Genomic DNA, 25,814 nt, shown 5'->3' with positions numbered 1-25,814 from the left:
CGACGGCCCCCAAAGCAGATGGTTCCTCATCGCGGCGGCTCCCAGAGCAGGCGGAAGTCCGCCACCCGGTTGGGCAGCAGGCCCGTCTTGCCGTTCGGCAGCAAGCCCGTCTTGCCGTTCGGCAGGAGTCCCTTGTGCTGCGGCGTCAGCAGGCCCTTCAGCCACACGTAGATCAGCACCTGGCCGTTGACCGTGATCGGCGGCGTGTCGATGAACGCCTGCAGCTTGGCCACCAGCGCCTTCAGGTCCTCCTTGCCGCGCAGCATTGAGGAGGTGATCGCGTCGAGCTCGCGTAGCAGCGTGCGCAGCCGGGCGGCGTGCCTCGGGTAGACCGTGAGGTTGGCCTCCTTGGCCAGGTCGGTCAGTGCGATGATGGCCGTCTTCACGTGCCTGCGGCCGTGCGCGATGCGGGCCGTGGCCGCCGCCAGCGTGCCGGGCAGCCGGTCCAGCTCCTTGCTGCCCTTGGCCAGCTGGTCGCCCAGCTTGGCCAGGGCGTCCACGGTGGTGGCGATGTCCTGGCGGGCGGCGGCGTAGGTGTCGGTCACCTCGGCCGTCTGCTTGATCAGCTTGTTGACGTCGGCGCCCTTGCCGGCGAACGCGGTCGAGGCGGCGTCGAGGATGGCGTTGACGTCCTGCGTGCCGAGCGCCTCGATGAGCGGCCCGGCCTTCGCGGTGACCTGCTCGATGTCCGGTTCGACCGAGGTGTCGGTGATCGTGGCGCCGCTCTTGAGGTAGGGGCCCTTCGACAGGTCCTTGCCGGCGGGCGGCGTGAGCTGGACGTAGTTCTCGCCCAGGACCGAGGTCTTGGCCACCGTCGCGGTGCTGCCCTCGGGCACCGGGTGCTCCGGCGTGATCGACATGGTCACCCTGGCCTGGTAGCCCTGCAGCCGGATGCCGGTCACGGTGCCCACCCGTACGTCGGAGATCTGCACGCTGTGCCCGGCGACCAGGCTCTGGACGTCGTCGAAGGTGGCGTTGATGGTCAAATCGCCGCCGGTGGCGCCGAGTGTCTGGAGCGAGCAGGACGCGGTGATGCCCAGCGCGAGCAGCCCGGACAGGACACGTGCCTTCATCGCTTCTTCTTCCCCTGCTCGAAGGGGCAGTTGCTGAGGCCGGCGGGCAGGCACGGGACCTTGCCGAGGTTCAGGGCGTCGAACAGCGGGGTCAGCCAGGCCCTGGTCATCGCGTTGAGCACCACGCGGATCTTCAGCACGTGCTGCTTCTTGTCCCAGGAGTCGATCAGGATGTCGGAGAAGTCGGCCGCGCCCTTGATCGCCTGGGCCATCGACGCGCTGTTCGCCCGGACCGTCAGCACCAGCTCGGCCAGCGTGCCGGCGGCCTGGGGGAGCCGTTCGGAATACGCTTCGATGATCACGTCGCCCCGGCGCACGAAATCGGCCATGCCCGCGATGAACGTCCGCAGCCGCCGCCGCTCCTCGGCCAGGATGGCGCTGGCCTCGGCGAAGGAGTCGATCGCGCCGGTCACCTGGCTCTGCCGCTTGTTGAGGCTGGTGGCCAGCTTGTTCAGGCCCTTGGCCAGGTCGATGAGCTGCTGGTCCTGCTTGGCCAGCGTGTCGGTGAGCCGCGCGGTGTCGGCGAGCGCGTTGTTGACCCTCTTGCCGCGGCCCCTGACGCTGTCGGCGAGGTCGCCCGCGACGTCGCCCAGCTTGTCGGAGTCCAGCGCGTCGGTCAGCTTGGTGAACGCGTCGAGCGCGTCGTCGATCTCCACCGGCAGGTCGGTGCGCTCCAGCGGGATCGTGGCGCCGGAGGCGATCCGCTGGTCGCCGGGCTTCCAGGGCGGGTAGAGCACCACGTTGCGCTCGCCCAGGGTGTTCTGCGGCGCGACCACGGCCTTGACGTTCGCGGGCAGCGGCACCTCCCGGTCTACCGACAGCTCGACACGTACCTTGTCGCCGTCGATCCGGATGCTCGTCACGTATCCGGCGTCGAGCCCCATCACCTTCACCCGCGCCTGCTCGTACAGGGAGGGCGCCTTGCTGAAGATCGCGGTCAGCCGGTACGGCTCGGGGCCGAGCAGCGTGCACCCGCCGCTGGCCGCCAGCAGCGTGCCGGCCAGCAGGGCCGCCAGTAAACGGGTCATCGGTCGTTCTTCCTGTCCTTGGCGATGGCGCCGAGCACCTCCGGGTCGATGGGGCCCAGGCCCGTGGCTATGGCCTCGAGCCACGGGCCTTGGCCGCCCATCGTGGACAGCCCGGAGAACGTCGGGCCGGCCCACGCCAGGAGCGCGTTGAACTCCTTGTTGCCGCTGTTGAGCTTGGTGGTGATCGCGCCGGTGTCGTCGAGGACCTGGACCAGCGTCTTCTCGTGCTCGTTGATCAACCGGGTGGTGCTCTGGACGAGGTCGCTGCCGTCGCCGAGCAGCGCGCGCAGCTCGTTGCGGCGCGAGCGCAGCTCGTTCAGCATGACCTCGATGGCGTCGATGAGCCGGCCGAGCTGCTTGTCCTTCCGCTCCAGGACGTTCATGATCTTGGTGCCGTTGTCGAGGAGCTTCTGCAGCTGCGGTTCGCTCTGGCTGATGGTGTCCGACAGGTCGCCGATGTTCTTCAGCAGCTTGGTGATCCGGCCGCGCTTGCTGATGTCGACCTTGCCCAGCTGGGTGAGCAGGTCGTCCACGGCCTTGGTGTCGAGCTTCTGAACCAGGTGGGTGGCGTCCTTGATGGCGTCGTTGATCAGTGTGGGGACGCCCGTGCGCGTCACCGGGATCCGCCGCTGCGCCTCGGGGAGCTGGTCGACGTACGGGGCGGTGACCGGGCCCGACAGCTTGACGTAGCGGCCGCCGAGCAGGTTGGACAGCGTGATGTCGGCCCGGGTGGCGCGGCCGAGCCGTACGTCGGTGTCGACCTTCCAGGTGACGACCACGTTGCCCTGGCCGTAGTCGGGCCGTACCTCGGTCACCTTGCCGACCCGCACGCCCGCGACCCGCACGTCGTTGCCGGTGCGCAGGCCGCCGGAGTCCACGAACGTGCCGGACATGTAGTAGCCGCCTTCGAGCAGCCCGAGGCTGCCGACGAGGAAGGTGGCCACCAGGATCGTGCCGATCGCCGCCAGCGAGATCAGGCCGACGACGATCTTGTTGCGGTCGCGGAAGGACTTGAGCGCCATCACTCACCGACCATGAGCTTCTGCAGGTCCTTCGAGCTCTGGATCCGCGTGCTGCCGCGCAGTGGGGGCGGCGTCTTCATCGGGTACGGGCAGGGCGCGGCGCTCAGCGCCAGGCATGGGACCGCGGTGATGAAGTAGTGGCCGCGATCGACGCTGGAGTAGGCGCGGGCCAGCAGCGGCTGGAAGGTGCCGATCGTCTTGTCGATCGCGTTCACATGCCGCCTGATGCCGCCGGTCAGCCCGGAGAGGTGGTCGACCAGCGCGCCCAGCTCGTCGGCGTTCTTGCCGAGCACCTGGTCGGAGGTGTGGACGGTGGTCGAGAGCTGCACGATCGCGTCGTCGATCAGCTTGCGGTTGCCGGCGAACGCCTCGGAGAGGGTGACCAGGTTGTCGACGAGCTGCTCGATCTGCTTGTCGCGCTGGGCGACCACGCCGGTGACGGTGGCGTAGTCCTTGAGCAATCGCTGGATCGTCTGCTTGCGCTCATTGATCGTGCCGGTGATGGCGTTGACGTTGTCGAGCAGCCGCGGGATGTTCTTGTCGTTGCCCTTCAGGGATTTGGCGGCGGCGGTGAGCAGCTGGTTGATCTGGTCCGGGTCCAGGCTGCGGGTCAGCGGGCCGAGGTCGCTCACCAGCTGGCCGATGTCGACCACGGACGACGTACGGACGACCCGCGAGCCGGGGGCCAGCCGGCCCGGCGCGGTGCCGGGGAGCAGATAGACGACCCGCTGGCCGACCGCGTTGCGCCACCTGATCGCGGCCTCGGTGTCCGACGGCACCCTGATGGCGTCCTGGACCTCCATGGTGATCTCGGCGCGGCCGTTCACCACCTTGATCGTGTCGACCTGTCCCACGGGCGCCCCGGCGATCTTCACCTGGTCGCCCTCCCGCAACCCCGACACATCATCAAATGTCGCGACTAGTTGGTATCCGCCGCAGGTGCTGACCCGGGCGATCTGCACCGTGATCACCACGATCAGCGCCACCGTCAAGCCGACGAACAGCACCACGCGCAGCAGCGTCCACCGGCGGGCCACGCGTTCCCTGGACAGCGCCACGTCAGTCCCTCCCGTCGGTGGGTCCGCAGGAGCCGACGACGAGCTCGCAGATGTCGGTCGAGACGAACGCCTCCACCTGCAGTTGGCGGGCGCCGCCGGGGCCCGGCGCCTCGATCAGCTTGTTGAGCAGGTCCACCAGCCGGTTCAGGCCGCGTACGCCGTCACCTGCCAGGCCGAGCTGGGCGTAGATGAGCGAGGCCACCCGCTCGCCCGAGTGGACGGCCGCCCGCAGGTCCTGCCGATGCTTGCGCAGGCCGTGCGCGCCCAGGTCGGAGACAGAGGTGACCTCCTGGAGCAGGACCCGCACCTTGTCGGCCCGTTCCAGCAGGTCGGGGGTGATGACGTTGACGTCGGAGGAGATCGACACCAGCTCGTCGCCCTTGTCCGACAGCGCGGTGGACAGCCCGGCCGTGTCATGCAGGAACTGCCTGGCCCGCGCGCGCTGCCGGTGCGCGACATCGACGACCGTGCCCGCGTCGTCGATGAGCTCGCGCAGCCGCTTCCCCTCGCCGTCGAGCCCCTGGGCCAGCGTGTGCACGATCACGGTGACCTCACGCGGGTCCACGGCGTTCAGGCCCCGGTAGGCGGCGCCGAGCGTGTCGGACAGGTCGAGCGGCTGCTGCGTCTGGGTGATGACCGCGCCGCCGGCCAGGTAGGGGCCGGTGGTCTCGCCCGCGCCGAGCCTGAGGTCGACGAACTTCGGCCCGAACACCGACGACGGCTCGATGGCCGCGACGGTGGTGCGGGGCAGCCGGACGCCGGGCTCGATGGCCATGCTCACCACGGCCTTGCCCTTGGCGTCGAGGGACACCTTCGTCACGTCGCCGACCGTGATGCCGCGGATCTTGACGGGGGACTGGGTGTCCAGGCCCTGACCGGCGCGGGCGAAGACGGCGTCGATCCTGGTGCCGCTGATCTCCGACGCGGTCCGTACGATGAAGATCGTCGTCGCCGCGAGCACCACGATGAGCGCGAGCGCGATGCCCGCGCGGATGGGCAGTGAGAACTCGTCGCGTCCCATCGCTCACCCCGTCAGCTTCAGGTTGCTGCCGTTACCCCAGAACAGGTACGACAGCAGCAGGTTGAGCAGGACGATCGTGACGATCGACTGACGGATCGCGCGGCCCGCCGCCACCCCCACGCCGACCGGGCCGCCGGTGGCGTAGAAGCCGTAGTAGCAGTGGATGACGACGACGGTGAAGGCGAACACGGCCACCTTGGTCACGCTGAACACGATGTCGCTGACCGGCAGATACAGGTAGAAGTAGTAGTCGTAGACGCCCGGCGCCAGCCCGAACAGGACCGTGCTCATCAGCCGGGTGGCGAAGAAACTGGCGAACAGCGCGATCAGATAGATCGGCACCAGCGCCAGCAGCGCCGCCACCACCCGGGTGCAGATCAGGTAGGTGAAGGCGTTGATGCCCATCACCTCCAGCGCGTCGATCTCCTCGGAGATCCGCATCGCGCCCAGCTCGGCGGTGAACGACGAGCCGACCTGCGCGGCCAGCGCGGTCGCGGCGATGATCGGGGTGATCTCGCGTACGTTGGCGAAGCTGCCGACCAGGCCCATGAACGACTCGGCGCCGATCGCCTGCAGCCCCTGGTAGCCCTGCAGGCCCACGGTCGCGCCCACGACGAAGGCCATGGTGAACACCACGAAGATCATGCCGCCGCCGATGACGGTCGCGCCGACGCCCACGACCACGTCGCTGACCTGGCGGATGACGACCTTGAAGTACTTCAGCCGGAGGATCACGTCGCGGACGGAGTAGAACAGTACCTTCCACACGAACAGCGGCCAGTTGGCCAGGGTCGCGAACCGCTCCGCCCATTCGCGCCCCGTGACGGCGAACCTGAGGCCGGCCGTACGCGAGACCATCACAGCGCCTTCGGCGGGTAGGCGAGGAAGTAGACGGCGGAGATCACGTAGTTGAACGCGAACACCAGCATGAACGTGACCACCGTCGACTGGTTGACCGCCCGGCCCACGCCGACGGGGCTGGTGGCGCAGGTCATGCCCTTGTAGCAGGCGACGGCCGCGGCGATGAAGCCGAAGATCCACGCCTTGAACAGCGTCACGTACAGGTCGGAGCCCACCACGAGCGACAGCGCGCCGTCGAAGTAGGCGCCGGAGGTCACTCCCTGGACGATCACGTTGAAGAAGTAGCCGCCGCTGGCCCCGGCCAGGATGACCAGCGGGCACAGGCAGACCGCGACCGTGCTGGCCGCCCACATGCGCGGCGTGACCAGGCGGTGGATCGGGTTGACCGACATCACCTCCATGGCGCTCAGCTCGTCGCGGATGTGCCGGGCGCCGATGTCGGAGGTCATCGCGCTGCCGCCGGCCCCGGCGATCAGCAGGGCGCTGGCCAGCGGCGCGACCTCCCGGATGAGCCCGACGAACACGGCGCTGCCGGTGGCGGACGCCGCGCCGAGCTGCCAGGCCAGGTCGCCCACCTGCAACGCCACGGTGGCGCCGAGGGGTAAGGAGACGAGCAGCACCGGCACGCTGGTCACGCGGGCCAGGAACCAGCACTGGTCGACGAACTCCCACCACCAGCTCCGGACGTCCCAGCTGCGGCGCAATCCCTCCAGGACGATGACGAAGAGGTCACCCACCTGGCCGAGCACGGACACAGCCTTGCGGCCAACGTATCCGGACAACTGACCACCTCGTGGAACCAGCCGACTACGGAAGCAGTAACCCTACTGACGGTCCGTCTAGTAAGTCGATGCTTTCGCTGGAATTTGAGGAAAAGGTATGAGGCTCAGCTCAGAGGTTGTCAGCCCGCTACGAAACGTGATCGCTTCGTAGCCGTTTCAGTTGTTCAGTAGCCCGGCCATCCAGGACTCGACCTCGGCGGGATGGCGCGGCAGGGCGGCCGACATCAGGCGGGCGCCGTCGGCGGTGATCACCAGATCGTCCTCGATCCGGATGCCCAGCCCCCGGAACTCCGCCGGCAGGGTGAGATCGTCGGGCTGCAGGTACAGGCCCGGCTCGACGGTCAGCACCTGGCCCTCCTCCAGGACCCCGTCCAGGTAGACCTCCGAGCGCGCGCGGGCGCAGTCGTGCACGTCCAGGCCGAGCATGTGGCCGCTGCTGCAGAGTGTGTAGCGGCGGTACAGGCCCGACTCCATCAGCGCGTCCGGCGAGTCGCGCAGCAGGCCCCAGTCGTGCAGGCCCTCGCTGATGACGCGCATCGCCGCCAGGTGGAAGTCGCGGAAGCGGGCACCGGGCTTGAGCGCGGCGATCCCGGCCGTCTGCGCCTCGTACACCAGCTCGTACGCCTGCCGCTGCACGGGACTGAAACGGCCGGACAGCGGCAGCGTGCGGGTGATGTCGGCCGTGTAGAGGGTGTCGGACTCGACACCCGCGTCCAGCAGCAGGAGGTCGTTCGGGTCGAGGCGGCCGTCGTTGCGGATCCAGTGCAGCACGCACGCGTGCGCGCCCGAGGCCACGATGCTGTCGTAGCCGGCCGCGTTGCCCTCCAGGCGCGAACGGAGCCCGAACACGCCCTCCAGGTAGCGCTCGCCCCGAGGGTGCCCGAGCGCTGCGGGCAGCGCGCGTACGACGTCTTCGAAGCCGCGCGCGGTGGCATCGACCGCCGACTGCAGCTCGCCGATCTCCCACGCGTCCTTGATCAGCCGCATCTCCGACAGGAAGCTCTCGAACTCCGCGTCGCCCGGCAGCAGCGCGTCGACCGCCGCGTCCACGCCGCCCAGCACCCTGGCGGGCCCGGACAGCGACAGCTCGCGGATGTGGGCGCAGCCGATCTGGTAGAGCTCGGCCGCCTCCTCCAGGTCGGGCCGCCGCCCCACCCAGAACTCCCCATAACGCCGGTCGCGGTAGAACTCCTCGCCGTCCTCGCGCGGCGAGCGCGGCCTGAGGTACAGCGTGGCCTCGCCCGACGGCTCGATGACCAGCACGTCGCCCGGCTCGCCCGCGCCCGTCAGATAGGAGAACGCGCTGTGCGGCCGGAAGCGGTAGTCACTGTCGTTGCTGCGCACCTTCAGCGTCCCCGACGGCACGACGAGCCGCTCACCGGGGAAGCGGGCGGCGAGCGCGGCGCGGCGCCTGGCCGCCCAGGGCGCGATCGGCAGCGCCGCCACGTCGGTGCGCCGGGTGTCGGCCCAGCCCGTCCGCATGAACGCGGTCAGCGCCGCGGTGACGGGCAGATCATGGCTGCCGGTATTGAGCGGCTCTGTCATCACGCATCCTGTTTCACAAGCTCCATGTACGGCATGCAGCCTACGGGAACGCTTGACGGTGCCCCTACCTGCTTGCTTGCCTGGAAAGCTACGCGGGTGGAGCGCTTAGCCGGAGCCACCCGGGGTAACTGAGAGCCGAGGTGGTTCAGATGCTCATCGGGACAATCCTGCGCGGCAAGGGAAGCGCGGTGATGACCGTGGCTCCGGAAGCCACGGTCCGCGAACTCCTGACCAAACTCGCCGAGCACAACATCGGCGCCGTCGTGGTCTCCGCCGACGGCGTGACGATCACGGGCATCGTGTCCGAGCGCGACGTGGTCCGCCGCCTGCACGACCGCGGCGCGGCCGTGCTCGACCAGCCCGTCTCCGCGATCATGACTTCGGAAGTACGCACGGTCGGCCCGCACGACAACGTCGACGAGCTGCGAAGGACCATGACCACACACCGGTTCCGGCACATGCCCGTCGTCGAGGACGGGCGGCTGGTCGGCATCGTGAGCATCGGTGACGTGGTCAAGAGCGCGATCGAGGAACTGGAGACGGAGAAGGCGTCGCTGGTCGACTACCTCCACCGTTGACACGGATGGGACGCTTGTCCCCGTGATGTACGGGCCTCCCGAATACCCTCCGTCTCCGGAATATCCCCGGGCGACGAGCAGTCCGACCATCATCGTGCTCGTTTCCGGGCTGACCTGCTTACTCGGGTTCCTGCTCGGGTACTTCACCGGGCTCGACTCGGGGGAGGCGACGGCCGCGCCTGCGGAGACGCCTCCGGTGACGATGACGATCGGGGACTCGACGCCGCCCGCGGACCAGGGGACGGACCCGTCGGCTCCGGCGGGCGCCGCCACGTCGGATCCATCGGCCCCGGCGGGCACGGTCCCGTCAGACCCGGCCGCGTCCGCTCCGGCGGGGACGCCTGCTCCCGTGGGGACGCCTGCTCCGGTGGGGACACCTGCTCCCGTGGGCTCGGCCGGGCCGCCGGGCGCGGTCGGCGCCATGCGGACGCTCATCGTGGGCGTGGACATCCAGCCCGGCACCTACCGTACGACGGGTCCCGCGACCGCCACGGACAAGTGCTACTGGGCCCGCATGAAGAGCACGTCCGCCCAGATGAGCGACGTGATCGCGGCGGACATGCCCACGGGTCCCGCCACCGTGACGATCCTGGCCACCGACAAGGCGCTCCAAACGGGCGGCTGCGCCCCATGGACCAAGTCCTGACGTGCTTGGAGCCGGGTAGGCCGATATAGGAGGATGCAGCCAGCCCATCAAGGAGGATGACATGTCGATCTTGCGGAGCCTGGTGGAGAGCCTGCGCAGTGGCGCCATCGAGGTGGTCGATCTCACCTCGCCCCTGTCGGCGGAGACGCCGATCCTCCAGCTGCCCGAGCCGTTCGGCAACACGATCCCGTTCCGGCTGGAGGAGATCAGCCGCTACGACGACCGCGGCCCCGCCTGGTACTGGAACGACATCCACACCGGCGAGCACACCGGCACCCACTTCGACGCGCCGATCCACTGGGTGACCGGCCGCGAGGGCCAGGACGTCTCCCAGGTGCCCCCGTCCAGCCTGCTGGCGCCCGCCGTCGTGCTCGACCTGGCGGCGGAGGCGGAGAAGGACCCCGACTTCCTGCTCCAGATCGACCACGTCAAGGAGTGGGAGCGCGCCAACGGCCCGCTGCCCGACGGCGGCTGGCTCCTCTACCGCACCGGCTGGGACGCCAGGTCCGCCGACCAGGCCACCTTCCTGAACGCCGACGAGACCGGCCCACACACCCCCGGCATCTCCGTCGAATGCGCGAACTGGCTGGCCGCCGAGACACCCATCCTCGGGCTCGGCGTCGAGACCGTCGGCACCGACGCGGGCACCGCCCACTCCTTCGACCCGCCTTTCCCGTGCCACTCGTTCCTGCTGGGGGCGGGCAAGTACGGCCTGACCCAGCTGCGCAACCTCGACCGCCTGCCGGTGACCGGCGCCGTCGTCCTGGCCCCGCCGCTGCCCATCGTGGGCGGGTCGGGGAGTCCTGTGCGGGTATTGGCGCTGGTGGAGCGGAGGAGCTCGGAGGGAGAGAGCGAGGGACGAGCCAACGAGCTCCGAAGCGGCCGCGACCATAAGCTCGAGAGATGATCGTCGCCGAGGCCGTCGGGCGGGTGCTGGCCGAGGCCGGGGTCGACACCGCGTTCGGCGTGGTGGGCAGCGGCAACTTCCACGTCACCAACGCCCTCGTGGCGCACGGCGTACGCTTCGTCGCCGCCCGCCACGAGGGCGGCGCCACCACGATGGCCGACGCGTACGCCAGGATGAGCGGCAAGGTCGGGATCGTCTCCGTCCACCAGGGGCCCGGCCTGACCAACGCCGTGACGGGCATCGCCGAGGCGGCCAAGAGCCGTACCCCGCTGATCGTGCTCACCGGCGAAGCGACGGACGTACGGTCCAACTTCCACATCGACCAGGACGCGCTGGCGGCGTCGGTCGGCGCGGTGTCGCTCCGCGTCACGGAGGCCGGCCGGGCGGTCGAGGACACGCTGTCGGCCTACCGTACGGCGACCCGCGACCGGCGCACGGTGGTGCTCAACCTGCCGCTCGACGTGCAGCAGGAGCTCATCGAGTGGCCCGGCCTCCTCGGCGAGCCGCACGGGACGCCGTCGGCCGCAGAGTCGCTCGGGACGCCGTCGGCCGCGGAGTCGCATGGGACGCCGTCGGCCGCGGAGCTCGGCACGCTCGTCCGGCTGCTGGCGGAGTCGCGGCGGCCGGTGTTCGTCGCCGGGCGCGGCGCCAGGCACGCCAGGGCCGAGCTGGAGGAGCTGGCCGACGCCACGGGCGCGCTGCTCGCCACCTCCGCCGTCGCCAAGGGCCTGTTCCGGGGCAACCCCTGGGATCTGGACGTGAGCGGCGGCTTCGCCACACCGCTCGCCGCCGAGCTGATCCACGACGCCGACCTCATCGTGGCCTGGGGGTGCGCCCTCAACATGTGGACCACCCGCCACGGACGGCTGATCGGCGAGCACGCCAGGCTGGTCCAGGTGGACCTCGACGAGAGCGCCCTAGGCGTCCACCGCCCGGTCACCCTCGGCCTGGTCGGCGACACGGCCGCCACGGCGCGCACGGTCCTCCACGCCCTCGCTTCGACCGAGGACGCTCGCGATGCGGCGAGGGACGCTCCCGCTACGACCGGAGACGCTCGCGGTCCGGTGGGGAACGCTCGCGGTTCGGTGGGGGATGCCGGGCGTGGGTATCGGTCGGCGGAGGTCGCCGCGCGGATCCGGGCCGAGGGCCGGTGGCAGGCAGTGCCCTACGACGACGAGGGCGGAGACGGGCTGATCGACCCCAGGACGCTCACGATCGGGCTCGACGACCTGCTGCCGGGGGAGCGGATCGTGGCGGTCGACTCCGGGAACTTCATGGGGTACCCGGCCATGTTCCTCGACGTGCCAGACGAGCGGGGGTTCTGCTTCACCCAGGCGTTCCAGTCGATCGGGCTCGGCCTGGCGACCGTGATCGGCGCCGCGCTCGCCCGGCCCGACCGGCTGCCGGTGGCCGCGCTGGGCGACGGCGGGGCGCTGATGGGCATCGCCGAACTCGACACCGTCGTACGGCTCGGGCTGCCGATGGTGGTCGTGGTCTACGACGACGAGGCGTACGGCGCCGAGGTACATCACTTCGGCCCGCACGGTCACCCGCTCGGCACCGTCAGGTTCCCGCCCGTCGACTTCGCCGCGATCGCCACCGGCTACGGCTTCGCGGCCGTGACGGTCACCGAGCCCGGCGACCTGGCCGGGGCGGCCGAGTGGCTGAAAGGCCCCAGAGACCGGCCGCTTCTGGTCCACGCCAAGGTCGCTGGGAAGCGCGGCTCGTGGTGGCTGGAAGAGGCGTTCAAGGGCCACTGAGCCGACTCAGGAATCCCTGGAGCCGGGTTCAGGAGTCCACTGGCCGGTTCAGGAGCCGCCGAGCGGGCTCAGGAGACGCCGAGTCCCAGGAGCCGCTGAGCGGGCTCAGGAGTCGCTGAGCTTGCGGATGGTGCGGGCCTCCTCGGCGGCCGCGAGAACGGCCGCCAGGGGCGCGCCCGCACCCGCCGTGACGGCCGCCGCGATCGCCCCCTCCACGAACGGCACGTCGGCCACCACCACCCGGCCGGGTTCGGCCAGCAGCCGGGCCGTCAGCACCGAGCTGCCCAGGTCGGGTACGAGCACCACGCCGTCGCCCTGGTCGACCGCCGTGAGCGCCCGCTCGATCAGGTCGAGGCTCGTGCCCACCCCGCCGTCCTCGGTGCCGCCCGCCGCCGCCACCAGCGCGCCCGTACCGGCGATGCCGCGGACGAGCGCGGCCGCCTCCGCCGCCAGCCCGGCGCTGTGGGCCACCAGCACGATGCCCACCATCACGAGCTCACGGTGACCAGGCAGGAGACGATGAGCGCCGACGACGCCGCTCCGGGATCCTCGTGCCCGACGCTGCGCTCGCCCAGGTAACTGGCCCTGCCCTTACGGGCTTGCATCGGGATCGTGGCCCGCGCCCCCTCCTCGGCCGCGCGCGCCGCCAGCTCGAATGCCTCCCGAACCGCCACCCCATCCCGTACGGCCAGCGCCAGGGCCAGCGACGCCGGGGCCAGCGCGTCCACCATGGTCTTGTCGCCCGGAGCCGCCTTGCCCAGCCGCTCGACCGCGACCACCCCGGCCTCGAACGCCGCCGCGAACCCGGCCTGCGTCACCGGCGCCTCCATCGCCTTGCCCATGGCCCGGAACGCCGACCCGTACAGCGGCCCGGAAGCACCCCCGACACGGCGGATCAGCGTCGTGCCCGCGGACACCAGCACCTGGCCCGGCGCGGTCGGCGGGGAGTCGGCCAGCGCCTTGAGTACCTCGGTGAAGCCGCGGTCGAGGTTCGCGCCGTGGTCGGCGTCGCCGATCGCCGCGTCCAGGGCCGTCAGCCGCTCGCGATGCACCCGGACTTGCTCGGCCACCTCCTCCATCCAGGCGACGAAGAAGGCCGTGGTCAACGTGCCGGGGTCCATGAAACCGCCGCCCGTCTCGGGGTCCGTGGGGGCGCCCATCAGCGTCCCCAGCGCAGCCCCGGCGTCTCGACCGGCGCGTCCCAAAGACGCGTCAACGTGTCGTCGAGCCGGCAGATCGTCACGGAGAAGCCCTGCATGTCCAGACTCGTCACGTAGTTGCCCACCAGCGACCGCGCCACCCGCGCCCCTTTGCCGCGGATGATGGTCGCCACCTCGGCGAACGCCACGTACAGCTCCATCAGGGGTGTGCCGCCCATGCCGTTCAGCAGGACGAGCAGGTCGCCCTCCAGCGGCAGATCGCGGTGTATGGCGTCCATGGCGATCTCGGTCAGCTCGCGGGCCGAGGCCATCGGCGCCCGGATCCTGCCGGGCTCGCCGTGGATGCCGATGCCCAGCTCCACCTGCGTATCGGGCAGGTCGAACGTCGGCTTGCCCGACGCGGGCGTCGTACACGAGGTGAGCGCGATGCCGAAGGAGCGGCTGCGCGCGTTCACCTCGCCCGCCACGCTCGCCACCTGCGCCAGCGGCGCGCCCTCCTCGGCCAGCGCTCCGGCGATCTTCTCCACGAACAGCGTCGCGCCGGTGCCCCGGCGGCCCGCCGTGTAGAGGGAGTCCTGGACGGCCACGTCGTCGTCGACGAGCACGCCGGCGACCTGGACGTCCTCGCACAGCTCGGCGGCCATCTCGAAGTTGAGCACGTCGCCGGTGTAGTTCTTGACGATGTGCAGTACGCCCGCGCCGCCGTCGACGGCCGTGGTCGCCTCGACGATCTGGTCGGGCACGGGCGAGGTGAAGACCTCTCCGGGGCAGGCCGCGTCGAGCATGCCGTAGCCGACGAAGCCGGCGTGCAGCGGCTCGTGCCCCGAGCCACCGCCGGAGACCAGCCCGACCTTGCCGGTCCGAGGCCCCGACGCGCGGTAGACCACCCGGTCGCGGATCCGCAGCGACGGGTGGGCGGCCGCCATCCCGGCCAAGGCGTCGTCAACCGCGGATTCGGCCGAGTTGATGAGCTTCTTCATGATGAGAAACTTCTGCCCGTTTCCCCGGCAGGACAAGCGTCTTAGTGGAACTCGGCCACAGCTTCTACGACCCTGCCGACTACCGTCCGACCGGGGTGAATAGGCTACCTTCTGGTCATGGCTGAGATCGTGTACCCGCCGGTGATCGCCGCCGCGCGGACCCTCTTTCGCGTGCTCGACTACCGCTTCCACATGGAGGGGACTGAGCATATTCCGCGCACTGGCGGAGCGGTGCTGGTCAGCAACCACATCAGCTATCTCGACTTCATCTTCGCCGGGTTCGGGGCGGTGCCCGCCAAGCGGCTGGTGCGGTTCATGGCCAAGCAGGACGTGTTCGACCACCGCATCTCGGGGCCGCTGATGCGCGGCATGCACCACATCCCGGTCGACCGGGGCGCGGGCGCGGGATCATACGCGACGGCGCTGCGCATGCTGAAGGCGGGAGAGGTGGTCGGCGTCTTCGCCGAGGCGACGATCAGCCGGTCGTTCACGGTCAAGGAGATCAAGAACGGCGCCATCCGCATGGCTCAGGCGACCAAGGTCCCGGTCATCCCGATGGCGCTGTGGGGGAGTCAGCGGATCTGGACCAAGGGCCGGTCCAAGCAGCTCACTCTGCGGCACGTACCCATCACGATCCTGATCGGGGAGCCCATCCACCCCAAGCGCGGCGAGAACGTCGACCAGCACGTCGCCGACCTGCACGCGCGGATGTCGGAGCTGGTGGACCGGGCCCAGCGCACCTACCCGGAGATCCCGCCGGGCGTGTGGTGGCAGCCCCAGCACCTCGGCGGCACGGCTCCCACGCCGGAGGAGGCCGCCGCCATGGACGCCGCCGAGGCGGAGGCCCGCGCCAAGCGCGGCGAGGAGGAATGAACCCCCGTCAGATCGCCGCGGGGTAGCTGCTGGCGCGCATGCCGGCCAATAAGCCGGCGGTCTGCTCGGGCGTGAAGCGGCGTACCGGGTCGTGGTGGAGCAGGCCCTCGATGAGGGGCCGCATCACCCCGGCCCGGCGCGGCGGCGGGTAGCCGCCGCTCCTGGCCATGCCGAGCACCGTGGCCGCGTCCTGCCCGGGGTAGGGCGGCTGGCCCTCGATGGCGCTGTAGAGCGTGGCACCGAACGACCACATGTCGGCCTCTTTGCTGGCCGGGCCGCCGTGCAGCCGCTCGGGGGCCATGAACGCGGGCGTGCCGCGCAGCCGCCGGGACGTGGTCATCCGGATGTCGCCCTCGACCGTGGCGATGCCGAAGTCGGTCAGCACCACGCGGTCGCCGGTCAGCATCACGTTGGCCGGCTTCACGTCGCGGTGCAGCACCCCTGCCTGGTGGGCGGTACGCAGCGCGGCCAGCAGGTGCTGGCCGATCGCCGCCACCGACTGCGCGGGCAGCGTCCCCACCTGGGAGAGCAGCTGGTGCAGTGAGAGGCCGTCGAGGTACTCCATCACGATCCAGAGCTTGCCGCCCTCTTCGATGAGGTCGTGGACCGTGACGATGTTCGGGTGGGTGAGGCCAGCGGCCATCCGCGCTTCACGGAGGACCCGGCGGCGGACCATCTCGGCCTCACCGCTGAGGGTCAGCTCCTTGAGCGCCACCTCCCGGTGGAGAAGCTGGTCGAAAGCCCGCCAGACGACTCCCATACCTCCACGACCGGCCTCCTCGTTAAGGAGGTACCGTCCGCCGATCTCCCGCATGCCATCCCCTCATTGCTCGGGGTAATCATGTCATCTCGAGGTAGGCCAAAGTGTGACTAACGTGATCTGAATGTGTCGGGAACGGAAGGTGTGCTGGTCAAAGGGTGGGAAATTCGATCGTGTAAGGCGCGCCACACGAGCCCCACGCCCACCAAACAGACGCCCGTGGTGCCGAGAAGCACGGCGGTCAGCCCGGCGAGTTCGGCCACCACCCCGCCGAGGGCGGCCCCCACCGGCATCCCGCCCATGCCGATCAGCCGGTAGGCGGAGTTGACCCGGCCGAGCAGTTCGGGCGGGATCAGCCGCTGCCGTGTGGAGATGACCAGGACGTTCGCGGCGGCCCCGATGACGCCCCACACCACGGAGGTCGGATACAGCAGCCAGGCGACGGGCCACAGCACCGGCACGAGGTACAGCAGAGCGCTCACCAGCCAGGCGCCGACCAGCGTCCGGCCCTCTCCGAGCAGCCCGGAGACCCGCTCCGAGACCAGCGATCCGGCCACCGCGCCGACGGCCATCGCGGTCATCATCAGGCCGTACCCGCTGGGGGACAGCCCGATCCGCGACCCGTCGCCGACGGCCCACAGCACGAACACCCCGAAGTAGGCGGCGCTGGCGAAGTTCAGCAGGCCGGCCGAGACGGCCAGCGTCCGCAGGAACCGCTGGGACCACAGATAGCGCTGCGCCGCCACGATGTCGCGCAGCAGCGAGCGCCTGGGGCCCGCTGTGGCGGCCGTTCCGTAGGAGCCCCTCATGCCCAGCAGGAGCAGGCCCGCCGCGCCGTACAGGAGGGCTGGAGCGCCGAAGACGGCGGCGGGCAGCAGCGTGACCAGGAGGCCCGCGATCGGCGCGCCGGCGAACTCGTTGCCGATCATCTGGGCGCTCTGCACCCGTCCGTTCGCCGCCGTGATGCGCTCCGGCGGCACCGCCATCGGCAGCACCGACTGGGCCGAGGTGTCGGCGAAGACCTCGGCCACGCCCGCGATCAGTACGGCGGCCAGCATGACCCACAGGTTCACCAGCCCGAGCAGCCCGAGCGCGGCCGTCGCCGTGAGCACGGCGGAGCGGGCGAGGTTGGCCAGCACCATGATCCGCCTGCGGTCGAGCCGGTCGGCGATCGCGCCCGCGTGCAGGGCGAACAGTAACCACGGCAGCGTGGCGGCCGCTCCCGTCAGCGACACCAGCGTGGGGGAGCGGGTCAGCGACACGGCCAGGAGGGGCGCGCCCACTTTGAGCACGCCGTCGGCCAGGTTGGAGAGGGCGGTCGACGACAGGAGGAAGCCGAACGATCGGCCGAGACGTGGCATGGCCTACTCCGATAGTGTGTAAGGAAAACTATGCACAGGTTTCTTTGCAAAGATAGGTGTGCACAGGCATGGAGAGCAAGCACTATTCGGCCAGGGCGCTCGACGCGAACGCGCTGAAGTCGTTCGCGCACCCGCTGCGACTGCGCATCTACGAACTGCTCGACGAGCACGGCCCCTCGACGGCCACCCGGCTGGCCGGGCTGCTCGGCCAGAACACCGGGGCGACCAGCTACCACCTGCGTGAGCTGGCCCGGCACAGCATGATCGAGACGGTCCCCGAGCTGGGCAAGGGCAAGGAGAAGTACTGGCGGATCGTGCCGGGCGGCTTCTCCTACGGCGATCCCTCGACCGACCCGTCGGCCGACGCCGAGACGGTCGACGCGTTCGCCCGGCTGATCGACGACCTCATCCGGCAGCGCGGTGCCGAGCTGGCACGCTGGCGGGAGGAGGAGGCGACGACTCCCGAGGAGTGGGTGCGGGCGAGCGGGTTCGGCCGGCGGTCGATGCGGCTCACCGTGGCCGAGACGACGCGGATGCGTGAGGAGGTGTTCGAGGTCCTGGAGAGGTACCGGGCCGTGGCGGACCGCAGGGACCTCGAGTCCCCGGGTGCTCCGGATCCGGCGACCGGCCGCGTGGTGGTCCACTTCGACGTGCTGCCGGTGGGGGTTAAACAGGCGATCAAGGACGCCTAGGGATATCCCTAGGCCGAGCCCTGTCGCGACGCCGCCCCTCGCCGCCTAATGTCCTGCATCAAGCTTCCGTCCCCCGTCCGCATGCCGGGCGCGGCGCCGCCGACGGAGCGGGCGATGCTCGGCGGCGCCGCCGCCCTCGTCATGTCGCTGGCCTCCGAGTCCGCCGGACATAGGGCTCGGAATGGCAGGCGCCCCCGTCCCGGGCTGGAGGGACGGGGGCGTTTGCCGTGCCCGGACGGGACTGGTCGATCAGTATGAGTTAGGTTAGCCTCACCTTAAAGGATCGAGGTGGAGCTGACGATGATCGAGCCCTTTCGCATGTTCGACGTACGCGTGAACCGGTTAGCACGCCTGAGCCCGACGTTCCTGCGCGTGACGTTCGAGGGGGAGGACCTGCACCACTTCGCGGACAACGGGTTCGACCAGCGGATCAAGCTCATCCTGCCGGTCGACGGGCACAGGCTGGAGCACCTGCCCAGCGGTCCCGACTGGTTCCCGCGCTGGCGCGGCCTGCCCGACGCGCTGCGCAACCCGCTCCGTACCTACACCGCCCGCCTCGTACGCCCCGAGGCCCGCGAGGTGGACGTGGACGTGGTCATGCACGACCACGGCGACGGCCCGGTGGCCCGCTGGGCGGCCGATGTGCGGCCCGGGGCCGTCGCGGTGCTGCTCGGCCCCGACGCCCGCCACGACGGGCCGCACGGCGGCCTGGAGTTCCACCCGCCCGCCGACACCGGGGCGGTGCTGATCGCCGGCGACGAGACCGCGGTCCCCGCGATCTGCTCCATCCTCGAACGGCTACCGGCCGGCTATGAGGGCGAGGCGCTCATGGAGGTGCCCTGCGCGGACGACTTCCTGCCGGTCGAGACGGCGAGCGGCGTCAAGGTCACCTGGCTGGCCCGCGCCGACGAGGAGCGCGGCGCCCTGCTGGTGCCCGCCGTCAGGGCCGCCGCCGACCGGCTGCTCCCGCCCCTCCCCACTCCGGACTCCTTCCAGGACATCGACGTAGATGTGGAGGAGTTGTGGGAAGTGCCCGAGGAGGCGCCGTACGGCCCGCTGTACGCCTGGCTGGCCGGCGAGGCGGCGGTGATCAAGTCGCTCAGACGGCACCTGGTCGCGGAGCGCGGGATGGACAAGCGCGCCGTGGCCTTCATGGGGTACTGGCGGCTGGGCCGCGCCGAGCACAACGAGTAAGGGAGTCCCCGGTAATGACCCGCGTCCTGTACGCGCTCGCCGCCATGACCCTCGCCCTGGTCACCGGATGCGGCTCCGCCATGCCTCAGGCCCCCGTGGCGGCGGCCTCCGCCTTCTCCGCCACCCTCAATCACAAGTACGGCAGCACCACGATCACCGCCAAGCCCAAGCGGATCGTCACCGTCGGCCTCGTCGAGCAGGACGCCCTGCTGGCTCTCGGCATCGTGCCGGTCGCCACCACCGAGTGGCTCGGCGGGTATTCCGGCGCCATCGGGCCCTGGGCCAAGCCCAAGCTCGGCTCCGCCGCGGTCCCGCAGGTGCTGAAGGACACGGGCAGCGGCCCTCAGATGGAGAAGATCGCGGCCCTGCGCCCCGACCTGATCCTGGCCCTGTACTCGGGGCTGACCCAGGAGCAGTACACCACCCTGTCCAAGATCGCACCCACCGTCGCGCAGCCCAAGGAGCACATCGACTACGGGATCTCCTGGCAGGAGGTGACCAAGCAGGTCGGCGTGGCCGTGGGCGAGCCCGCCAAGGCGGACGCGCTGGTCAAGCAGGTGGAGGACCGGTTCGCCGCCGTACGGAAGGAGCATCCGGAGTTCGCCGGACAGACCGGGCTGATGGGCACGGTCTACGAGGGCTACTTCGTCTTCGGCAGCCAGGATCCGCGCTCCCGCCTGCTCACCTCGCTCGGCTTCAAGCTGCCCGCCGACCTGGACCAGGCCATCGGCGACAAGTTCGGCGCGAACATCAGCCGCGAACGCCTCGACCTGCTCGACACCGGAGCGCTCCTCTGGAGCGTGACGGACCCCGACAAGGACAAGGCCACCCTGCGCGCCGACACCGTCTACAAGGGGCTCAAGGTGGTCAAGGAGGGACGCGAGGTGTTCGTGCAGGACGGCACCGACTTCGGCAACTCGGTGTCCTTCCTGACCGTGCTGAGCCTGCCGTACGTGCTCGACACGCTGGTGCCGCGGCTCGCCGCCGCCGTCGACGGGAACCCGGCGACCGAGGTCGGGCTCACCTCGTGACCCGGCGGGCCGTCCTGGTGGTGGCGTCGGCCGGCGCCCTCGCCCTGATCTGCCTGCTGTCGCTGGCCCTGGGCGCCCGCCAGATCCCCCTGGGCGAGGTGGTCAGGGCGCTGGGCGGCCTGGGCGCGGACCAGGAGACGCGGGAGGTGATCTGGTCCGTACGCGTGCCGCGGACGCTGCTCGGCGTGCTCGCCGCGGCGGCACTCGGCCTGTCCGGCACGCTCATGCAGGCGCTCACCCGCAATCCCCTGGCGGACCCCGGGGTGCTCGGCGTCAGCGCGGGCGCGGCGTTCGGCGTGGTGATCTCCATGGGCCTGTTCGGGATCAGCGCGTTGTCCGGGTTCGTGTGGTTCGCGTTCGCGGGCGCGCTGCTGGCGAGCCTCGTCGTGTACGCGATGGCCGGCATGGGCCGTGACGGGATGGCACCGGTCAAGCTGGCCCTGGCCGGGGTGGCCGTCACGTTCCTGCTCAGCTCGGTGACCAGCGCCATCGTGCTCGTCGATCCCGAATCGCTGAACCGCTACCGCTTCTGGTCCGCCGGGTCGCTGTCCGGGCACGGCTCCGGCGTGCTGCCGCAACTGCTGCCGTTCATCGTGGCGGGGGCCGTGCTGGCGATCACCTGCGCGCCCGCGCTCAACAGCCTCGCGCTCGGCGACGACGTGGCGCGCGGGCTGGGCCGCCGGGTGGGGCTCGTGCGTCTCCAGGGCGCGGCGGCCGTGATGCTGCTCACCGGCGCGGCGGTCGCGGCCATCGGACCCGTCGTCTTCGTCGGCCTGGTCGTGCCGCATCTGGCGCGGGCCGTCGCAAGACGCGCTGGAGCCGAGACCGACCACCGGCTGCTGCTGCCCCTGTCGGCGCTGCTCGCGCCATGCCTGCTGCTGGCCGCCGACATTCTGGGCCGCCTCGTCGTGCCGCCGATCGAGGTGCAGGCCGGGCTGCTGGTCGCGTTCATCGGCGGGCCGTTCTTTATCGTGCTGGCTCGGCGCCAGCGGCTGGCGGAGCTGTGATGAGCCAGCTCACCTTCCGCCTCTCGACGCCGCCCGTGTCGGGCGTGCTGCGCCCTCGGGTGGTCGTGTTGTGCCTGGCGCTGGCCGCCGTGACGTTCCTGGCCTTCTGCCTCGGCATCGGGCTGGGCGAGTTCCCGCTCGGGCTCGGCGAGGTCGTCCAATCGCTGCTCGGCACCGGCGACCAGGGCATCTTGTTCGTCGTACGGGAGCTGCGCCTGCCCAGGGCGCTGACCGGGCTGCTCACCGGTGCCGCGTTCGGGCTGTCCGGCGCCCTGTTCCAGACCATGACCCGCAACCCGCTGGCCAGCCCCGACATGATCGGGGTCACCCAGGGGGCGGGCGTCGCCGTGGTGGCCGGGATCGTGCTCGGCATCGGATCGGGGCCCGGCGTGCAGGTGCTCGGATTCTCGGGGGCCGTGCTCGCCGCGTTGCTCACGTACCTGTTCGCGTGGCGGCGCGGCACCACCGGGTATCGGATCGCGCTGGTCGGCATCGGCCTGTCGTGGATCTTCACCAGCGCCACCGAATACCTCATGGTCACGAGCAACACCTTCCAGGCCCAGGCCGCGCTCGGCTGGCTCTTCGGCAACCTCAACGGCCGTACCTGGAGCCAGGCCGTGCCGCTGGCGCTCGCCCTGGCCGTGCTCACGCCCGTCGCGCTGCTGCTCGGCCGCTGGAGCCGGGCGCTGCAGCTCGGCGACGAGGTGGCGGTGGTGCTCGGCGCGCCGGTGCAGCGGGCGCGGCTGACGCTGCTGCTGGTGGGCGTCGCGCTGGTCGCCTTCGGCACGGCCGCCGCGGGGCCGATCGCGTTCGTCGCGCTGGCCGCGCCGCAGATCGCCCAGCGGCTGGCCCGCACCGCCTGGCCACCGCCGGTCGCCTCGGCGCTGGCCGGGGCGTTCGTGGTCCTGGCGGCCGATCTCATCGCCCGCCGCCTCATCCCGGACGTGGAGCTGCCCGTCGGCGTGGTGACCGGCGTGCTCGGGGCGCCGCTCCTGCTCTGGCTCCTCGCCCGGGGCCGCCGCGCCTAGGGTGCAGGTGCGCGTTCGACTCCGCGGACGCGGTGCGCGTCCGCTTTCGCGGACGCGCACCGGTCATGCCGTGGGGCTATCGGGCCGCGTTCAACGCGTCGACGATGCCCGAGCCGTAGAAGCCGTTACGCGACCTGCCGCCCTCGCAGGTGTGCGTGGCCGTCGTCGTCGTACCGTCCGGCAGGATCCGGGTGTAGGTGAATGCCCGCGGCTCCGGGCACGGGGTCTTGGTGGCGGTCGACTTCAGCGCCGCCTCCACCGCGTCCGGGTTCATGGTCAGGCCGCCGTGAGCGCGGTCGCGGTGGCCGAACCGGCTGACGATCAGCGCCGCCACGCCCGCGGCCCGCGGCGAGGCCATCGAGGTGCCCTGCAGGTAGGTGTAGTACCCGCAGACCGAGCCGCGGCAGTCGCGCACCACGGACGGGGTGTTCGGCGTGCCGTCGGGGTTGAGCTGCCCGTTCTCCACGGCCAGCGACTTCGGATAGGCCGCCAGCGTCGCCCTGGTCACGTCACGCGTGTTGGCCGGGTTGTCGTAGGCGTCGCCGCCGGGCGAGGCCACGTCCACGTAGCCGTTGCCGTAGTCGGAGTAGTACGCCTTGCGCTTGCTGATGCCGGTGGACGAGACCGCGATCACGTGGTTGCCCTCGCTGGGCATGGACACGCAGCTCGGCGGGATCGTCCGGTCGTACGGCGCCTCGCCGGGCACGCTGGCGAAGTCGGGGCTGGAGCCGTCGACGAGCTCCTTGGTGTAGTCGGTGCCGCCGTTGCCCGCCGCGGACACCAGCGTCACGCCCCTGTCGTGGGCGTAGTTCAGCGCCCGCTGGGTCGCCTTGATGATGGTGGCCTGCTCCACGCGGTCGGCGGGGGAGTCGGCCGGGTTGTCCACGCAGTTGAACAGCCACGGGTCGATGTAGTAGCTCATGTTGACCACGTCGATGCCGTGGTCGCCCGCGTACGTCAGCCCGTCCACACTCGGCTGCAGGAAGAAGAAGCCGGAGTCCTGGCCGACCCGGAGGTTGACGATGGACACCTTGGGCGCCACACCGGACACGCCGAGCCGGTTGATGGGCGAGGCGATGGAGGAGGCCACGTGCGTGCCGTGCTCGTTCTCGTCCACGTCCGCGGGGTCGGTGCAGGAGTGGTCCGGCTCGTCCTCGCAGGGCCCGTCGACCGGCTCGCCGTTGGCGTCGACCGGGATGTCGACCGTGAAGTTACGGCTCAGAGCCCGATTGAAATTGGGTGCTATATCCGGGTGCGAGGCGTCCACGCCAGTGTCCAGGATGCCGACCAGCACTCCCGGGTCGCCCTGCTCGTAGCGGTAGGAGCCGTCGGCGGTGGCGTGGATCTGCTTCATGTCCCACTGCAGCTCCGACAGCGGCTCGGCCGTCGGTCCCGGCTTGCCGAATGTGGTGGCGGCCGGGGCGCCGTCAGCGGCTTTCTCCACGGCGTCGCCGGCCTTGCGCGCCTTGGCGGCGGAGCGGGCGGCGGACGGGACCGTTCCGATGGAGCGGTTGTGCGCCACGCCCTCGATCGAGGCGTTCGCGGCGACGGCGCCGGCGAAGCCCGTGTCGGTGGTGGAGACGGTGGCCACGCCGACCGCGGTGTTCTCCTTGACCACCGTGCCGCCGGCCGCCTGGACGGCCTTGCGGGCGACGTCCGGCCGCACCCCTTCCTTGTATAAGACGATGTATTCGGTTGCCGAGGCGGTTGCGGTCCGGACTGCCTGGGCGGGGCTGACCATAGCGGTCGCCACGAGGGTGCAGGCAGCCAGGACGATGACACGCTTCACGCGTACCTCCGGGCGTAGTTGGATATGTCCACCAATCTGGGCATGTTTCCCGGCTACGTCCATAGGTCCCGCCTACCTCATAAGGTGTGCTCGATGAGGCATATCGCGTTCGAGCGCCTGCACAACTTCCGGGACCTGGGCGGTTACCGCACCCGCGACGGTCGTACGGTGCGCTGGAGGCGCCTGTACCGTTCCGATTCCCTGGCCAAGCTCGAGGGCGAGGACTGGCGGCGCTTTCTCGACCTGGGCGTGCGTACGGTGATCGACCTGCGCTACCCGTGGGAGATAGCCGCCAGGGGCCGCGTACCGGACAGCGACGGCCTGACCTACCACAACCTCAGCATCGAGCATCAGCCCTACGACCAGGCCGAGCTGGGCGCGGACATCGACACCGCCCGCTTCCTCGCCGACCGGTACGCCGAGGTCGCGCTGGACGGCGTCGAGGAGTTGGGGCAGGCACTGAAGGTGATCGCCGCCGAGGAGAGCGCTCCGCTCGTCATGCACTGCGCCTCGGGCAAGGACCGTACCGGGTTGCTGGCCGCGCTGGTGCTGTCCCTGCTGGGGGTGGACGAGGAGACCATCGTCGAGGACTTCGCCCTCACCGAACTGGCCACCGAACGGCTGGTCGCCGACTGGCGGGCGGCCCATCCGGACCGGACGCTGAAGTGGCCGGGCTACGGCCGCGCGCCGGGCGAGATCATGCGGCTCTGCCTGGCGGACCTGGCGGCCGGCCATGGCTCCGTACGGGACTACGCGGCCGACCGGCTCGGCGCCGACGACGAGCTGATCACGGCGTTGCGCGAGCAGTACCTGAGCCCGTGACACGCGCCGGTAGGAACGCCGGGCCCTCGGCAATCGGCTCCTCCATACCACGGTAATAGGGGCAAACTGGCTTATCCCCGGACGGCGTCGGCGCGCCTAGCGTGACAGCACCCCCACTGTCCGAGGAGACCCGATGCACAAACCCCTGCGTCTCGCGCTCTCTCTCATCCTCACCATCGCGTTCTTACTGGCCGCCTCGCCCGCGCAGGCCGCGCCCCTGCTCAGGACCCTCCGGTACGACGCCGGCCGCGCGGCCGAGTTCCGCGGCGCGGTCGACCAGGCCGCGCAGATCTGGAACTCCAGTGTCACGAACGTCCGCCTCGTCGCAGGCACCCCCGCCGACTTCGTCGTCGTCGCCGACAACGGCTGGCCCCGCACCCTGCCCACGAGCCTGGGCCGGGGCACCATCTGGATGGGCAGGGAGGCCACCTCACAGGGCTACAACCCCGTGCGCATCGCGGCTCACGAGATCGGCCACATCTTAGGCCTGCCCGACCGGCGCACCGGCCTCTGCTCCGACCTGATGTCCGGCTCCAGCGCTCCGGTGAGCTGCACGAACGCTAATCCGAGCGCGGCCGAACGGGCCCAGGTCGATCGTAACTTCGCCGGCGCTACCTCGCAGGTCGAGTTCGGCCGGGTGCTCGTGGACCGCTGAACCGGTCAATGGTCACCGACCCGACCTGACCGGGTAGAGCGACAACACCGGATCTACACGGTATCTACACGATCTGAACGGGCTTACTACCGGTCACCGCCACTCTTGATCTCGGCCGCCAGAAGAGTCTGGCGGCCGACGTCAACGGGGAGCCGGTGGGAGCGCGGTGTTGAGAACTCGT

General features: G+C 70.6%; 26 protein-coding genes. 12 read left to right on the top strand and 14 right to left on the bottom strand.

Annotation, left to right across the window (positions count from 1 at the left end; genetic code table 11):
• Positions 1-26: 26 nt before the first annotated feature.
• From AB0B64_RS28445 to AB0B64_RS28410, 8 genes are all read right to left on the bottom strand, one after another.
• Positions 27-1,073, bottom strand: coding sequence for an MlaD family protein (locus AB0B64_RS28445; RefSeq protein WP_357945739.1), 1,047 nt, complete (start codon positions 1,071-1,073; stop codon positions 27-29).
• A complete protein-coding gene (locus AB0B64_RS28440) occupies positions 1,070-2,101 on the bottom strand; it encodes an MCE family protein (RefSeq protein WP_358180886.1) in 1,032 nt (343 codons plus the stop codon). Before AB0B64_RS28440 ends, AB0B64_RS28445 begins: the two co-directional genes overlap by 4 nt.
• Positions 2,098-3,123, bottom strand: coding sequence for an MlaD family protein (locus tag AB0B64_RS28435; RefSeq protein ID WP_357946360.1), 1,026 nt, complete (start codon positions 3,121-3,123; stop codon positions 2,098-2,100). The genes AB0B64_RS28440 and AB0B64_RS28435 overlap by 4 nt, the downstream gene beginning before the upstream one ends.
• Entirely contained in the window at positions 3,123-4,181 is a 1,059-nt protein-coding gene (locus AB0B64_RS28430) for an MlaD family protein (RefSeq protein WP_358180883.1), read from the bottom strand. Before AB0B64_RS28430 ends, AB0B64_RS28435 begins: the two co-directional genes overlap by 1 nt.
• 1 nt (position 4,182) lies before the next feature.
• Positions 4,183-5,202 carry an MlaD family protein gene (locus AB0B64_RS28425; protein ID WP_357945748.1) on the bottom strand — a complete coding sequence of 340 codons (1,020 nt, stop codon included), beginning with the start codon at positions 5,200-5,202 and terminating at the stop codon, positions 4,183-4,185.
• Between the two features lie 3 nt (positions 5,203-5,205).
• Positions 5,206-6,060 carry an ABC transporter permease gene (locus tag AB0B64_RS28420; RefSeq protein WP_357945750.1) on the bottom strand — a complete coding sequence of 285 codons (855 nt, stop codon included), beginning with the start codon at positions 6,058-6,060 and terminating at the stop codon, positions 5,206-5,208.
• Positions 6,060-6,812, bottom strand: coding sequence for an ABC transporter permease (locus AB0B64_RS28415; RefSeq protein WP_357946362.1), 753 nt, complete (start codon positions 6,810-6,812; stop codon positions 6,060-6,062). The genes AB0B64_RS28420 and AB0B64_RS28415 overlap by 1 nt, the downstream gene beginning before the upstream one ends.
• A gap of 189 nt (positions 6,813-7,001) precedes the next feature.
• Entirely contained in the window at positions 7,002-8,390 is a 1,389-nt protein-coding gene (locus tag AB0B64_RS28410; protein ID WP_357945752.1) for an aminopeptidase P family protein, read from the bottom strand.
• A 149-nt stretch (positions 8,391-8,539) separates the two neighbouring features.
• Here AB0B64_RS28410 and AB0B64_RS28405 point away from each other — a divergent pair, with 149 nt between their 5' ends.
• From AB0B64_RS28405 to AB0B64_RS28390, 4 genes are all read left to right on the top strand, one after another.
• Positions 8,540-8,968, top strand: coding sequence for a CBS domain-containing protein (locus AB0B64_RS28405; RefSeq protein WP_357639239.1), 429 nt, complete (start codon positions 8,540-8,542; stop codon positions 8,966-8,968).
• A gap of 22 nt (positions 8,969-8,990) precedes the next feature.
• Complete coding sequence (locus tag AB0B64_RS28400; protein WP_358180880.1) at positions 8,991-9,614, top strand: hypothetical protein; 624 nt, start codon at positions 8,991-8,993, stop codon at positions 9,612-9,614.
• Between the two features lie 61 nt (positions 9,615-9,675).
• Positions 9,676-10,521, top strand: coding sequence for a cyclase family protein (locus AB0B64_RS28395; protein ID WP_358180877.1), 846 nt, complete (start codon positions 9,676-9,678; stop codon positions 10,519-10,521).
• A complete protein-coding gene (locus AB0B64_RS28390) occupies positions 10,518-12,281 on the top strand; it encodes a thiamine pyrophosphate-binding protein (RefSeq protein WP_358180874.1) in 1,764 nt (587 codons plus the stop codon). The genes AB0B64_RS28395 and AB0B64_RS28390 overlap by 4 nt, the downstream gene beginning before the upstream one ends.
• Before the next feature lie 105 nt (positions 12,282-12,386).
• Here the strand turns inward: AB0B64_RS28390 and AB0B64_RS28385 are convergent, their stop codons facing one another.
• From AB0B64_RS28385 to dhaK, 3 genes are read right to left on the bottom strand one after another with little or no spacing between them, the layout of a single operon-like run.
• The gene (locus tag AB0B64_RS28385; protein WP_357946364.1) at positions 12,387-12,770 is read right to left on the bottom strand and encodes a phosphoenolpyruvate--protein phosphotransferase; all 384 of its coding nucleotides are present in this window, start codon (positions 12,768-12,770) and stop codon (positions 12,387-12,389) included.
• Positions 12,770-13,441 carry a dihydroxyacetone kinase subunit DhaL gene (gene dhaL / locus AB0B64_RS28380; RefSeq protein ID WP_358180871.1) on the bottom strand — a complete coding sequence of 224 codons (672 nt, stop codon included), beginning with the start codon at positions 13,439-13,441 and terminating at the stop codon, positions 12,770-12,772. Before dhaL ends, AB0B64_RS28385 begins: the two co-directional genes overlap by 1 nt.
• Entirely contained in the window at positions 13,441-14,421 is a 981-nt protein-coding gene (gene dhaK / locus AB0B64_RS28375) for a dihydroxyacetone kinase subunit DhaK (RefSeq protein WP_358180868.1), read from the bottom strand. Before dhaK ends, dhaL begins: the two co-directional genes overlap by 1 nt.
• Positions 14,422-14,538: 117 nt before the next feature.
• Between dhaK and AB0B64_RS28370 the strand changes: the two genes are divergently transcribed.
• Positions 14,539-15,294 carry a lysophospholipid acyltransferase family protein gene (locus tag AB0B64_RS28370; RefSeq protein ID WP_357945772.1) on the top strand — a complete coding sequence of 252 codons (756 nt, stop codon included), beginning with the start codon at positions 14,539-14,541 and terminating at the stop codon, positions 15,292-15,294.
• A 7-nt stretch (positions 15,295-15,301) separates the two neighbouring features.
• On the opposite strand, the gene AB0B64_RS28365 is transcribed toward AB0B64_RS28370, so the two are convergent.
• Both AB0B64_RS28365 and AB0B64_RS28360 read right to left on the bottom strand, forming a co-directional pair.
• The gene (locus tag AB0B64_RS28365) at positions 15,302-16,108 is read right to left on the bottom strand and encodes a serine/threonine-protein kinase (RefSeq protein ID WP_357945775.1); all 807 of its coding nucleotides are present in this window, start codon (positions 16,106-16,108) and stop codon (positions 15,302-15,304) included.
• Between the two features lie 56 nt (positions 16,109-16,164).
• A complete protein-coding gene (locus AB0B64_RS28360; RefSeq protein WP_358180865.1) occupies positions 16,165-17,415 on the bottom strand; it encodes an MFS transporter in 1,251 nt (416 codons plus the stop codon).
• Between the two features lie 68 nt (positions 17,416-17,483).
• On the opposite strand from AB0B64_RS28360, the gene AB0B64_RS28355 reads away from it, so the two are divergent.
• The 5 genes from AB0B64_RS28355 (at position 17,484) to AB0B64_RS28335 (ending at position 22,367) form a co-directional block, all read left to right on the top strand.
• Positions 17,484-18,107, top strand: a complete 624-nt coding sequence (locus AB0B64_RS28355) for a helix-turn-helix domain-containing protein (RefSeq protein WP_358180863.1) — start codon at positions 17,484-17,486, stop codon at positions 18,105-18,107.
• A 300-nt stretch (positions 18,108-18,407) separates the two neighbouring features.
• A complete protein-coding gene (locus tag AB0B64_RS28350; protein ID WP_358180860.1) occupies positions 18,408-19,301 on the top strand; it encodes a siderophore-interacting protein in 894 nt (297 codons plus the stop codon).
• A gap of 14 nt (positions 19,302-19,315) precedes the next feature.
• On the top strand, positions 19,316-20,332 hold the full coding sequence (locus AB0B64_RS28345) for an iron-siderophore ABC transporter substrate-binding protein (RefSeq protein ID WP_358180858.1): 1,017 nt from the start codon (positions 19,316-19,318) through the stop codon (positions 20,330-20,332).
• The gene (locus tag AB0B64_RS28340) at positions 20,329-21,339 is read left to right on the top strand and encodes an iron ABC transporter permease (protein WP_357945788.1); all 1,011 of its coding nucleotides are present in this window, start codon (positions 20,329-20,331) and stop codon (positions 21,337-21,339) included. Before AB0B64_RS28345 ends, AB0B64_RS28340 begins: the two co-directional genes overlap by 4 nt.
• The gene (locus AB0B64_RS28335; protein WP_358180855.1) at positions 21,339-22,367 is read left to right on the top strand and encodes an iron chelate uptake ABC transporter family permease subunit; all 1,029 of its coding nucleotides are present in this window, start codon (positions 21,339-21,341) and stop codon (positions 22,365-22,367) included. Before AB0B64_RS28340 ends, AB0B64_RS28335 begins: the two co-directional genes overlap by 1 nt.
• A 76-nt stretch (positions 22,368-22,443) precedes the next feature.
• Here AB0B64_RS28335 and AB0B64_RS28330 read toward each other — a convergent pair whose 3' ends face one another.
• Positions 22,444-24,156, bottom strand: coding sequence for a S8 family serine peptidase (locus tag AB0B64_RS28330; protein ID WP_358180852.1), 1,713 nt, complete (start codon positions 24,154-24,156; stop codon positions 22,444-22,446).
• A gap of 93 nt (positions 24,157-24,249) precedes the next feature.
• Between AB0B64_RS28330 and AB0B64_RS28325 the strand changes: the two genes are divergently transcribed.
• Together AB0B64_RS28325 and AB0B64_RS28320 are read left to right on the top strand one after the other, a co-directional pair.
• The gene (locus tag AB0B64_RS28325; protein ID WP_357945794.1) at positions 24,250-24,978 is read left to right on the top strand and encodes a tyrosine-protein phosphatase; all 729 of its coding nucleotides are present in this window, start codon (positions 24,250-24,252) and stop codon (positions 24,976-24,978) included.
• A 133-nt stretch (positions 24,979-25,111) separates the two neighbouring features.
• Positions 25,112-25,633 (top strand): snapalysin family zinc-dependent metalloprotease, encoded by a 522-nt coding sequence (locus tag AB0B64_RS28320; RefSeq protein WP_357945797.1) that lies wholly within the window; start codon positions 25,112-25,114, stop codon positions 25,631-25,633.
• Positions 25,634-25,814: the final 181 nt, after the last annotated feature.

Source organism: Nonomuraea sp. NPDC049129 (assembly GCF_040648495.1).
GTDB lineage: Bacteria > Actinomycetota > Actinomycetes > Streptosporangiales > Streptosporangiaceae > Nonomuraea.
The sequence above is the reverse complement of the archived record's forward strand: the minus strand, read 5'-3'. Positions and strand labels throughout refer to the sequence as shown.